The sequence below is a fragment of the Pseudomonas sp. FP215 genome (genome assembly GCF_030687795.1).
Taxonomy (GTDB): Bacteria; Pseudomonadota; Gammaproteobacteria; order Pseudomonadales; family Pseudomonadaceae; genus Aquipseudomonas; species Aquipseudomonas salmasensis.
Genome location: NZ_CP117447.1, coordinates 2,460,131 through 2,471,347, shown reverse-complemented (window position 1 = coordinate 2,471,347; position 11,217 = coordinate 2,460,131). Strand labels below are relative to the sequence as shown.

Sequence of the window (11,217 nt, the reverse complement as noted above, 5' to 3'; positions counted from 1 at the left end):
CGCCAAGTTCACTCCTACCCGTCTGATCGGGTTTAAACCGCGTAAGAATAAGGACTTTCAATGCACCCCACCTCAAAGCCTCGCGCTTGTCTTGGCGCTTCTTTGCTACTGGCCGCCGTTACGGGAGTACTCAGTGCACCCATTTTGGCGCAGCAAAAGCCCGTGGATGACTCAGCACAGGGCGAAACCCTCAGCCCTGAAGCCAACCCCCCGGCGAAAAAAGGCGTCTATTTGTCCGAGTGGTTCAACCAGGACCTTACGCTGATCGGCAGCAAAGACATCAGTTTCGGCCCCAAGCCCCAGGATGACGTCTACCTGGAATACGAGTACTTCGGGCGCAAAGGCCCCTTTGAGTTGTACGGCTATATCGATGTGCCGAAGATCCTCACCATCGGTAACAGTAATGACAAAGGCGTGTGGGACCATGGCTCGCCGGTGTTCATGGAGCATGAACCGCGGATCTCCATCGACTACCTCGCAGGACGCAGCCTGGCGTTCGGCCCGTTCAAGGAATGGTATGTGGCCTTCGACTGGATCTACGACCACGGCAGCCGCAAGGAAAACCGCGCCAACACCCTGTACAGCGGCCTGGGCACCGATATCGACACCCACTCGCGGGTCAACCTGTCGGCCAACTTCTACGGGCGCTACCAGTGGGAAAACTACGGCGCCAGCAATGAGTATTCCTGGGACGGCTACCGGGCGCAGATGAAGTACATCGTACCCATCGGCAAGTTCGACAACGGCGCCTCGCTGACCTACATCGGTTTTACCAACTACGATTTCGGCTCGGACCTGCACAAGGACAACCCGGCGCGCACCGCCAACTCCCTGGTGGCCACCAACGTGTTGCTGTACTCGTTTACCCACCTTCGTTTTACCCTGGTCGGCCGTTACTTTCACAACGGCGGCAATTGGGAGGACGGCAGCGAGTTGAATTTCGGCGAAGGCAACTTCCGCGCACGCTCAGACGGCTGGGGTTACTACGCCGGCGTGGGCTACCAATTCTGATCAAGGAGCTGTAGATGAACGCATTGACCCGTATCTCGCTGGCCGCAGGCCTGGCCCTATTGCCCCACGTGGTGCTGGCGGATAACCCGACGCCGATCAAATCCAAGGTGATGCTGATCACCATGTTCGCCCCCGAGGCGCAAACCTGGATCGACCGCCTGGCCCTCAAACAAGAAGTGCGCGTACCGGGCCTGTCCGCCGAATACCCGGTAATTCGCTGCAACGCCCAGGACGTGTGCCTGCTGGTGACCGGCATGGGCCAGACCAACGCGGCCGCGTCTACCCTGGCCCTGGCCTTATCGCCCAAGTTCGACCTGCGCCAGAGCTACTTCCTGGTCGCCGGGATCGCCGGCATCAACCCCAAGCACGGCACCATTGGCACCGCCGCCTGGGCTCATTACCTGGTGGAGTTCGGCACGCAGTGGGAGCTGGATTCACGGGATGCACCCAAGGACTGGCCGACGGGCTATATCGGGATCAACACCAAGGGCCCCAACGAAAAACCCCCGCTGGACTACAAGACCGAAGTGTTTGAGCTCAACCAAAAGCTGCAAGCCAAGGCGTTTGCCTTGTCGCACAAGGTGGAACTGACAGAAAGCAAAGAGTCCGCCGCCTGGCGCAAACACTACCCCGCCGCCCCCGCCAACCAACCGCCGCAAGTCACGCGCTGCGATACCCTGGCGGGCAACACCTGGTTTTCCGGCACGCGGTTGAGCGAACGTGCCGAGGTCTGGACCCAGTTGCTCACCGACAACAAAGGCGAATACTGCACCACCCAACAAGAGGACAACTCCACCTACGAAGCGCTGCTGCGCGCCAGCCGCGAAGGTTTGGTGGATATCCAGCGCCTGGCCGTGGTACGCGCCGGCTCCGACTTTGACCGGCCTTATCCGGGCTACAGCGAGGTAGACAACCTGCTCAAGTATGCCGACCAGGGTGGTTTTGTACCGGCGCTGGAAAACCTGTACCGCACGGGCAACCCGTTGGTCCAGGCGATTGTGAAGAACTGGTCGGCGTGGGAAAAAGGCGTTCCCGAGGTCGAGTGAAGATGATCGTTCCCACGCTCTGCGTGGGAATGCCGCTTTTGACGCTCTGCGTCCGCTTTGAACGTTTGGCGCAGAGCGCCGCTGGATGCATTCCCACGCGGAGCGTGGGAACGATCAGGGTAGGAAAATGATTTTGTCGGGGCTGCCGCTGTTCACTTCTGCATAGCACTGAACACCGTCCACCAACGCCACTTCACGCAACCCCGTAGGCAGCGGCAACAGGCCTTCATCAAAGAAGCGCCCAAACGCCTCCAACATCACCGCGCATTGTTCGCAGCTATAGAGCAACGAGTTGACCCCCACTACCGAACCACCCTTGCGGTACAGCGCCAGGGCCGGTAACTGCACATGGCCGTCAACCGGGGCGGCGATGATGGCGATGCGGCCGAACGGTGCCAGCCCTGCCACCGCGGCAGGCAGCCAGAAACCGGTGGTGTCAAAGATCACGTCGGCGCCGCCCTTGAACACGGCCTGCACTTGCGCGCCCAGCGCTTCCGGCTTGCCCAAGGCAATCGCCTCCAGACCTTGAGCCTGCAACAACTCGAGCTGATCGGCCTTGCGCACAGCCGCCAGCACCTGCGCACCGCGTATCTTCGCCAGCGCCAGCGCCGCACTGCCGACCGCGCCGTTGGCGCCAATCACCAGCAAGCGCGTGCCCTGGCCAACGCCACTGCGTTCCAGGGCATCCCAGGCGGTGGTATAGGGCACGCCGAGGCTGGCCGCCTGGGCAAAGCTCAAATGCGCGGGTTTGTGCGCCACGCCCTTGGCGGATACGCGCAGGTATTGGGCATGGGAACCGTCAGCGAAAAAACCCAGGTCGCGACCGGTGCCCCAGACTGCCTGGCCGAGCAATGCTTGCGGCCCCTCCACCACCACGCCGGCAAAATCACGCCCTGGGATGCGTGGCAGCGTGGTGTAGGGGAAGCGGCCAAGCACGTTTTTCACGTCGCTGGGGTTCAGGCCCGCAGCTTTAATCTGCACCAGCACTTCGCCGGCAGACGGCACCGGCACGGGCACCTCCACCAGGCTCAGGTGGGCGAGGTCGCCGGTGGCGGTAAATTGCAGTGCGTTCATCGAGGGCATCCGTCGAAGGGAAAAGGGATCAGGACAACCAACCACTGACCAACTGTCGCGCCATGGGCCAGAGCTTTTCACCGAGCAGCATGCCCATCAGGCCGACCAGTGCGATAGCGGGCGGTGCCGGTGAACGGAAGTCCAGCGCGCCGTAGATCACGCCGACAAACAGGCCGATGGCCAAGGAAATCAAATAGCTCATGAAGGCTGCGCCCGGTGGATTGATGGGCTCAGTCTAGGGCGCGCCAACCGTGGGTATCGGCCAAGTGCTTCAGGATTTCGGCCAACCCCGGTACTGCGACGGCGACACGCCCAGTTCGCGTCGGAACATGTCGCTGAAGCTGCTGGGCGAGTAACCCAGGGTGCGCGCTATGCCGCTCACCGACTGGCCTTGGATCAACTCCGCAGCCGCCGTGGCCAACTGCACCTGACGGCGCCACTGGGCAAACCCCATGCCCAGGTGATGCTGGAACAACCGCGCCAGGGTGCGCACGCTGGCGCCCGCGGCCTCGGCGTGCTGCTCGAACGGGATGTCCAGGGAGGGCGACGCCATGACCGCCTGGCACGCATTGATCAGCCGACGATCCGCCGCCACCGGCATGGCGATGCGAATAGACGAGCGACGTGCGCGTTGCAACTCCAGCAGAGCCAGGCCTACGACAGCCTCGTAGTAGGCCGCATCGCCGTGATCGCCCTGCTCCACCAAGGTCACGATCAACTCCCGCAACAAGCGACCCACTTCGATCACCTGCACCTGGCTGTCCAGCGTCGCCGCCAACGCCGGGCGCAGGTAGATATTGCGCATTTGCAAATCGGAGACCACGCGGATCCCGTGCTCCACCCCCGGCGGCAACCACACCGCGCGCTGGGGCGGCACCACCAGGGCCTCATGGGGCGTCTCGACCCACATCACCCCGCTCATGGCGTAGAGCAGTTGACCCCAATCGTGACTGTGCGGCTCTACGTACAACCCACGCGGGTAGGTACGCGCCAACGGTTGCACGGGAACGGCGTGATCAGTGAGGTCGGGAGGCGCGGCCAGGGCCATGGCGGGTACACATCAATCAAGGACGGGCGACCATGGTAAAGACTGGTCGCCTGCAAACGAACTGTTTTTACTCATCCTGCAGGCACCGGGTGCCCGGGCCTGCAGGTCAATCCTGTCAACCGTGGGCCGACTTGGCGCATTCGCAGCCCGTCGCTGCGGCGCATGGCTCACCGTGCGCATGGTGCTCGGCACAGCCCTGGCAGCAATAGCCCTTGCCGTCTTTCATGATTGCGTCAGCGCCCAATACACATTTGCAGTGAGGGCAAGCACAGGTTTGATCTGGCATGGTCAGACTCCTTTTTCATGGTCGTCCGATGCAGCGAGCGCCGCACCTTAAGCAGTGACCTTGGGCAAGCAAGCATGGTTCAGCGCCGTCAGTCGGCCCGGCGGCTATTGCTGCGGTACATGAACACCAACGCCAGGGCGAGCAACAGCATGGCGAGGATACGGCTGCCCGAAAGCTCGATGGCCGGGTTGCCCAGCCAGCCAAAGTTGTCGATCAACATGCCCATGCCCAATTGCCCGACAATCACCGCCACCGTGGCGACGGCCGTGCCGACCACAGGCACCGCGCCGACCATCACTATCATGTACACCACGCCAAACAGGGCACCGGTCAATTGCCACTTGGGCACCTCCAGCAGGCTGACGGCCTGGGCCGGCTCGAAGAAAAATATCAACAGCGCCGTGGTCAGCGCGCCCACCGCAAAGGTCAACAGACTGCTGCGCAATACCCCTACAGTCTGGCCCAGACGCCCATTGATAGCGGCCTGCACACTCAGCACCGCCCCCGCTGCAATCACCAGCACCAACAACATAAACAGATTCATCGCCTTAACCTCGTGCAATCAGAATCAATGCCGCCACAATCAACGCCAACGCGATCCAGCGCTCACCATTGACCCGTTTGCGCGCCGTGCCGAACCAGCCGAAGTGGTCGATCAACACGCTCTTGCCCACCTGGCCCGAGAGGATCGCGATCATGGTCATCGCGATACCGATATGCGGTGTGGCCAGGGTTAGCACCACCACGTACATCGGCCCCAGAAACCCGCCGATCAGCTGCCAGCGCGGCAACTGCGTGAATGCCGGGCCCTTTTGCGGGCCGCTGAACAGCAGCAGTAAAAACAAAATCGCCGTGCCAACGCCGAAGATGCTCAACGTCGCCCACAAATGCCCGACCTGCGCACCCAATGGCCCGAGCAACCCGGCCTCCACCGACAGGCCCATGCCCGCCAGAATTACCAACGGCAACAGCAGCAGCCGTAGAAGGTTATTGCTCGGCCTGGCCTGCGCCAGCCCCTCGGTAGAACGTGCCTGCATACATCACCCGTGTATCAAGAAAGAAAAACATGGCGCGCATTATCCGGTGGCCGTGCTGTGCGATAAATGGGAGCATGCGTACAACACCTTTGCGCAAAACGCACAGCCTGGAGAGATGATGCAGGGCTTGAATGAACTGAGTTTCAAGGCGTTACGCCTGTTTGTGGCCGTGCTGGACCAAGGCAGCTTTTCCGAAGTGGCCCGCCGCGAAGGCTTGGCGCCCTCCTCCATTTCGCGGCAGATCCAACTGATGGAACAGGCCGTCGGCCAGCAATTGCTCTATCGCCATACGCGTGCCGTCAGCCCCACCGAAGCCGGCCGCCTGCTAGGCCGCCACGCGCGCTTGCTATTAGAGCAACTGGAAACGGCGAACCAAGCCCTGCAGGAGCAAGACAGCGAGCCCAGCGGCCTGGTGCGCATCAACGCGCCCATGGTGTTCGGCCAGCGCCACCTTTCACCCTGGCTGGGAGCGCTGTGCCGGCGCTACCCGAAGTTGCAGCTGGATATCCAGCAGACCGACACCTTCGTCGACCCGCTGCAAGATGGCACCGACCTGCTGTTTCGCATCGGCGTGCTCAACGACTCGGGCATGCAGGCGCGCATCTTCGCGCCGCAACGCTTTCGCATCGCGGCCAGCCCTGCCTACCTGGCCCAGCACGGCACGCCGCGCCACCCCGACGAACTGGCGCACCACCACTGCCTGGCCTACAAAGGTATCACCGGCCAGCAGCGCTGGTTCTTCCGCCGCGGCCAAGGCGACTGGACACCCTACAGCGTCAGCGGCCCCATCACCGGCAACCACGCCGACACCCTCACCCACGCCGCCGAACAAGGCCTGGGCCTGGTGGTATTTCCGTCCTGGCTGATTGGCGAAAGCCTGCGCGCCGGTACCTTGCAGGCGGTGCTCGGCGAATACGAAGTGGCGACAACCCTGGAGCCCCAACAGATCGCCGCGTTGTGGCCGGGCAGCCGCAGGCTCTCGCTGAAGGTGCGCACGGTGATCGACTATTTCGTGGAGTGTTTTGGGACGGTGCCGTATTGGGATCGGTGACGGAGGTTGGCGCTGCTGAACGGCGCCAGTGAAGGAATATTCCTAGTAGGAAAAGTAGGCTCGTTCTGATTTTGGGGGCCAGTATTTCTGGGGACGGTGCGCTGGGGCAGACTTTGGCAACGTCCACTACCGAGATACCGACATGAACGCTACGTGTTCGACACTGACTGTCTCACTCAGCCAAGCAAAAGCCGATTTTTTGAAATTGGCTCATCAGGCCAGCACTGGCCAGGTGATAACTATCACCAGAAATGGAGTGGCATTTGTCCAGCTTTTGGCTGTGCGAAAGGCTCCTCAACGCCGGATAGGAGCGATGAAAGGGAAACTGATTATTCCTGATGACTTTGATACACCGCTTCCTGACAGCCTGCTTCGGGAGTTTGAGAAAAAGAGCACATGACTCAACCCTAGCTCAGAACAACCACTGCCCAATCAACCAAGCATTCGCCCCACTGATGACCGCGAACAGAAACCACGCCAGCAGCCGTGTGGGTAGCCGGTTGACGAACGGCCCCATCAGTTGCTTGTCGCCGGTCATGCGGATCAACGGGTACAGCGCAAAGGGCAACTGCAGGCTCAGTACCACCTGGCTGAGAATCAGCAGCTTGCCGATGGCATCGTCGCCCATCAGCCATACCCCCAGGAACGCCGGGATCAGCGCCAGCCCACGGGTAATCAGGCGGCGCTGCCAGCAGGGTATGCGCAGGTTCAGGTAACCCTCCATGATCACTTGCCCGGCAATGGTGCCGGTAAAGGTCGAACTCTGGCCCGAAGCCAACAAGGCGATACCGAAAAGGATGCTGGCGAAAGCACCGCCGACCAAGGGGTCGAGCAGGTGATAGGCGTCCTGGATTTCCACCACATCGGTATGGCCGGTCTTGTAGAAAGCAGCTGCGGCCAGCACCAGAATCGCGGCGTTGACCAACAGCGCCAAGGCCAGGGAGCCGATGGTGTCGATACGCGCCAGCTTGACCGCGTCCTGCTTGCTCGCCAGGTCCTTGCCGATCAGGCGGGTCTGCACGATAGAGGTGTGCAGGTAGAGGTTATGGGGCATGACCGTAGCGCCGAGGATGCCGATGGCCAGGTACAACGGCGCCGCATCGCTGATGGCCGACAGTGACGGGGTAAACCCGCTGAGCACGTCGGGCCAGTAGGGTTTGATCAGCACCAGTTCGATGAAAAAGCACACGCCGATGGTGGAGACCAGCGCCAGCATGATCGCTTCAAGGCGGCGAAAACCACGATTTTGCAGGGCCAGGATCAACAGCGTGTCGAATGCCGTGATGACAATGCCGGTGGTCAGCGACACGCCGAGCAACAGGTGAAACGCCAGGGCGCAGCCGAGCACTTCGGCAAGGTCGGTGGCGATGATGGAGATTTCCGCCAACACCCACTGGGTGCGAGCAGAGCGCTGGCTGTAGCGCTCACGGCACAGTTGCGCCAGGTCCTTGCCAGTGGCGATGCCCAGCCGCGAACACAGGCACTGCACCGCCATCCCCGCCAGGCTGGCCAGCAGCACCACAAACAGCAGGCTGTAGCCGTAGCGTGAACCGGCTTCGATGGCCGTTGCCCAGTTGCCGGGGTCCATGTAGCCGATGGAGATCAACAGGCCGGGGCCAGCGAACATCAACACCCGTTTAAAAAACGAGGCCTTGGGATCAACAGCGACAGAGCCGGCCACTTCCGGCGGGCAAAACGGAGCGGTAGCGATTTTTGGCAGGCTGAATTTCACGCGGTATTCCAGGCAAATACACAAGACTTGGGCAGCAGCTTATCAGTCGGTGGCGACCGTGCGCATCACCGTCTCCCGTGGCAGGTCAAACGCTTCCACCACTTGCACCACCAGATCCAGCTCCTGGTTAAGCGCCTCGCGCTCCATGCGCTGACGAATCACGCCGATCACCAATACCGCCAAGGTGGTGATCGAATATGCCGGGCCGGAAAACGCCCGAACACCGCTGACCAGCAACATCGCCGCAGCCAGCGCCTGGCCCACCACCGGAATCGCCGTCGCCGCACCGCGCCGCAGGATAAACCCAGTGAGCCCGGCCAACGCCGTGCCGCTCAAAGCTGCGGTAGCCGAACGGCCCACATCCAAGCGGTTGAACAACCCCTGCTCTTTTTGTGCAGCGGCCTGGAGCTCGGCCTCGAACGCCTGACGATCAGCGCGGCTGAGTTTGTCCTTGTACTGCTCGATCAGTGTTTCTGCGACCTGCCCTTCGATCTCTGCCAGCGCCACATGCTCAAGTGGTTGGTCGAACTTGATGCCCAGGCGTTGCGCCACGTCTTCGGCAATCTGGCGATAGCCCACGCCATGGCCACGGGCCAGGTTCATGAAGCTGTCGCCGCCCATGCGCTGCAACTCAATGGCCAGTTTCAACGGTTCGCGCACACTGGCATCAATCGCGGCACTGCGCTTTTGCGCCATCAGTTCGGCAAGAAACTTCAGCTCCTCCGGCCGCGCTTGCACCAATGCCGGGTACAGGTCCACGTCTGCTTCGGCAAACCGCACGTCACTGCTGCGCGAGTCCACACGAATCATGCCACGCCGCTCCTGCAGCAAATCGGTGTACTGCACCACCGTCTTCAACTGCGGCCAATAGGCGGCATGATCGAAGCTGGCCAGGTGCACATTGGTCACCTTGGCCTTGAGCGCGGGCGTTACATCAATCGCATAGCGGCCAATGCAACGCTCGGTATCGGGCTTCATGGCCAGCGCCCAGTCCTTGCTCGAATGGCAATTGATCAACCGCCCCTTGAGCGGCGCCGACACCTTGTCCCAGGGGCTCGAGGTACAGATCGCGCCGCCCATCAACAACAGGTTATTCAACGGCAGTTCGCGAGCGATCTCGGGGCTGGCCAGCAGGCTCTTGACCAGAATGCGCGCGCCCAGGGAATGGCCGATCAGGTTGATGCGCCGTACCGGCAGCGACTGGTCGTGCAGGTAGCCGGCCAATTCTGGCAACAAGGTCTTGGCCACTTCATCCACCCGCGCCTCGACGCTTTTGTAATGGTCAAGAAAATAGGCAATGGCCTTGCCCACGCCCACCGTCGCCGCGCCCAGGCCGCCACCGCCGAGCAATGAGGCGAGCACGTCCTTGAACGGTGCAAACAGGTTTTCCAGAAAATGCCCTGCCGGCCAGAACAGCATCAGGTTGGTCGAGCCTTCGATACCCGCCAACTGCTGCTTGAAATTGCCCAGTTGCTGGCGGTTGAAGAACGCCGAGTAACCGTGAACATAGAGATTGAGCACATCCCCCTGGGGCTCGCCACACAGGATGAACGTGGGCTGGCGGGTGCGGTGCATTTCATCCCACTGGTGTTGCATAGAGCGGCGACTCCGGGTGACGGGCTGGCGATAGTAACAAACAGAGGCGATCAGAAAGGTGAATCCTGACCGACGTTTGCAGAAGGGCCTGGCCAAAACAGTATTCAACCAAGACCAAACACTGCGCGACTGCTTAAACTGACTGGCGGGACATGGTAAAACAGGGCCCAGCCCCTTCACCGGAGACCGCCACCATGACAGGCAAACTTGAACAACCCGAGCAATTGAGCGTGGTCATGGGCGCAAGCTTCTGCACCTTGAGCCAAATTGAGCAACTGACCAGCGCATGACCGCACTCTCCCCGCTTGGCCAACCCCGCACTCTGGTGTTCCTGACCTACCCGCACATGGGCCTGCTCGACCTGACCGGCGCGCAAACGGTGTTCTGGGCCGCGACCAAGGCCATGGCCGAGCGCGGTTTGCAAGGTTATGTGCTGCACAACGCCAGCCTGGCGGGCGGGCTGATGCCAACCGCCGAAGGCTTGAGCGTCGACACTGTGGCTTTGGCGCAGTTGGACCCAGCCGCCATCGACACTCTTGTGGTACCCGGCGCGCCCGCCATTGAGCAAGCCATGCTAGACAATACTGCGCTGGTGGACTGGCTGCGCAACGCCTCCGGTCAGGCGCGACGTACCGCCTCGGTGTGCAGCGGCACTTTTTTGCTGGCGCTGGCGGGCTTGCTGGAGGGGCGCCGCGCGGCAACGCATTGGGCCATGTGCGAGCTGCTCAAGCAACGCTTCCCGAGCATCGAGGTGGACGTGGACGCGATCTTCGTGCAGCAGGGCCAGGTGTGGACCTCGGCGGGCGTCAGTGCCGGGATCGACCTGGCGCTCGCGCTGGTGGAGGCCGACTGCGGGCGCGAAGTGGCGCTGCAAGTGGCACGCGAACTGGTGGTGTTCCTCAAGCGCCCCGGTGGCCAGGCGCAGTTCAGCCAGGTGCTGCAAGCGCAAACCGCCGACAGCGCCAGCTTTGATGCGCTGCATGCGTGGATCAGCGACAACCTGCGCGACAGCGACCTCAGCGTCGAGCGCCTGGCCGCGCAGAGCCATATGAGCCCACGCAACTTTGCCCGGGTCTATAAGCAAAAAACCGGTCGCACCCCGGCCAAGGCCATCGAACTGTTTCGCATGGAAGCGGCGCGCCGCATGCTCGAAGACTCCCAGCGCAGCATCGACCAGATCGCCGGGCTTTGCGGGTTTGGCGATGAGGAACGCATGCGCTGCACCTTCCACCGCCACCTGGCCATCTCACCCCGCGACTACCGCGAGCGCTTTTCCCGCTAGGCCGGCAGAGGTGGCAGTCATCCAGGGTTATATGTCCTTTCGGACAGGCCCTGC

Annotated in this window: 13 protein-coding genes; 5 read left to right on the top strand and 8 right to left on the bottom strand. The window is 61.9% G+C overall.

All coding sequences use genetic code 11. The annotated features are described in order from the left end of the window. Positions 1–60 precede the first annotated feature (60 nt). On the top strand, positions 61–1,011 hold the full coding sequence (locus PSH76_RS11425; protein ID WP_305494097.1) for a nucleoside-specific channel-forming protein Tsx: 951 nt from the start codon (positions 61–63) through the stop codon (positions 1,009–1,011). Between the two features lie 14 nt (positions 1,012–1,025). Continuing rightward, the gene (locus PSH76_RS11420) at positions 1,026–2,057 is read left to right on the top strand and encodes a purine nucleoside permease (protein ID WP_305494096.1); all 1,032 of its coding nucleotides are present in this window, start codon (positions 1,026–1,028) and stop codon (positions 2,055–2,057) included. 114 nt (positions 2,058–2,171) lie between these two features. Here PSH76_RS11420 and PSH76_RS11415 read toward each other — a convergent pair whose 3' ends face one another. The 6 genes from PSH76_RS11415 to PSH76_RS11390 form a co-directional block, all read right to left on the bottom strand. Further along, positions 2,172–3,131 (bottom strand): zinc-binding alcohol dehydrogenase family protein, encoded by a 960-nt coding sequence (locus PSH76_RS11415; protein WP_305494095.1) that lies wholly within the window; start codon positions 3,129–3,131, stop codon positions 2,172–2,174. Positions 3,132–3,159: 28 nt separating this feature from the next. After that, positions 3,160–3,333, bottom strand: a complete 174-nt coding sequence (locus PSH76_RS11410) for a DUF1427 family protein (RefSeq protein WP_014718843.1) — start codon at positions 3,331–3,333, stop codon at positions 3,160–3,162. Between the two features lie 69 nt (positions 3,334–3,402). After that, entirely contained in the window at positions 3,403–4,179 is a 777-nt protein-coding gene (locus tag PSH76_RS11405; protein ID WP_305494094.1) for a helix-turn-helix transcriptional regulator, read from the bottom strand. A 115-nt stretch (positions 4,180–4,294) separates the two neighbouring features. Then, positions 4,295–4,465, bottom strand: coding sequence for a putative metallothionein (locus PSH76_RS11400; RefSeq protein WP_019816816.1), 171 nt, complete (start codon positions 4,463–4,465; stop codon positions 4,295–4,297). Between the two features lie 88 nt (positions 4,466–4,553). After that, positions 4,554–5,009: a DMT family transporter gene (locus PSH76_RS11395; protein ID WP_032896753.1), complete on the bottom strand. Its 456-nt coding sequence runs from the start codon at positions 5,007–5,009 to the stop codon at positions 4,554–4,556. 4 nt (positions 5,010–5,013) lie between these two features. Continuing rightward, positions 5,014–5,502 (bottom strand): DMT family transporter, encoded by a 489-nt coding sequence (locus tag PSH76_RS11390; protein ID WP_032896751.1) that lies wholly within the window; start codon positions 5,500–5,502, stop codon positions 5,014–5,016. Between the two features lie 118 nt (positions 5,503–5,620). Here PSH76_RS11390 and PSH76_RS11385 point away from each other — a divergent pair, with 118 nt between their 5' ends. Together PSH76_RS11385 and PSH76_RS11380 are read left to right on the top strand one after the other, a co-directional pair. Then, a complete protein-coding gene (locus PSH76_RS11385; protein ID WP_032896749.1) occupies positions 5,621–6,553 on the top strand; it encodes a LysR family transcriptional regulator in 933 nt (310 codons plus the stop codon). A 142-nt stretch (positions 6,554–6,695) separates the two neighbouring features. Next, a complete protein-coding gene (locus PSH76_RS11380; protein ID WP_032896748.1) occupies positions 6,696–6,953 on the top strand; it encodes a type II toxin-antitoxin system Phd/YefM family antitoxin in 258 nt (85 codons plus the stop codon). A 12-nt stretch (positions 6,954–6,965) separates the two neighbouring features. On the opposite strand, the gene PSH76_RS11375 is transcribed toward PSH76_RS11380, so the two are convergent. After that, positions 6,966–8,285: an Nramp family divalent metal transporter gene (locus PSH76_RS11375; RefSeq protein ID WP_305494093.1), complete on the bottom strand. Its 1,320-nt coding sequence runs from the start codon at positions 8,283–8,285 to the stop codon at positions 6,966–6,968. 42 nt (positions 8,286–8,327) lie between these two features. Next, positions 8,328–9,881 carry a DUF726 domain-containing protein gene (locus tag PSH76_RS11370; protein WP_305494092.1) on the bottom strand — a complete coding sequence of 518 codons (1,554 nt, stop codon included), beginning with the start codon at positions 9,879–9,881 and terminating at the stop codon, positions 8,328–8,330. A 286-nt stretch (positions 9,882–10,167) separates the two neighbouring features. On the opposite strand from PSH76_RS11370, the gene PSH76_RS11365 reads away from it, so the two are divergent. Continuing rightward, on the top strand, positions 10,168–11,163 hold the full coding sequence (locus PSH76_RS11365) for a GlxA family transcriptional regulator (protein WP_138761583.1): 996 nt from the start codon (positions 10,168–10,170) through the stop codon (positions 11,161–11,163). The last annotated feature ends 54 nt before the right edge of the window (positions 11,164–11,217 follow it).